Genomic DNA, 227 nt, shown 5'->3' on the forward strand with positions numbered 1-227 from the left:
TCTCCGGTGCCTGGTTGAGCGTTGCGGTGGCATCGGGAGTCGGTGTTGTCCTTCCTCTGATGCTTGTTTCGGGGGTCGTGCCCCTCGAGGGCGTGGCGCTGGTACCGATCGGTGGAATCGTGATGGGCGGTGCCATGACTGCGACGTCGTTGGCTGCCAAGCGTGGTCTCGATGCCATCGATGGACGGTACGGAGAGGTGGAAGCCGCTCTCAGTCTTGGCTTTTCG

Annotated in this window: 1 protein-coding gene; it reads left to right on the forward strand. The window is 62.6% G+C overall.

Features of this window, described 5'->3' with window-relative positions; all coding sequences use genetic code 11:
* Positions 1-227, forward strand: a 227-nt coding sequence (locus tag QM600_RS29595; protein WP_283265340.1) for an ABC transporter permease, incomplete at both ends; no start/stop codon positions are given.

The organism is Rhodococcus sp. IEGM 1379, assembly GCF_030056815.1.
Classification (GTDB): domain Bacteria; phylum Actinomycetota; class Actinomycetes; order Mycobacteriales; family Mycobacteriaceae; genus Rhodococcus_F.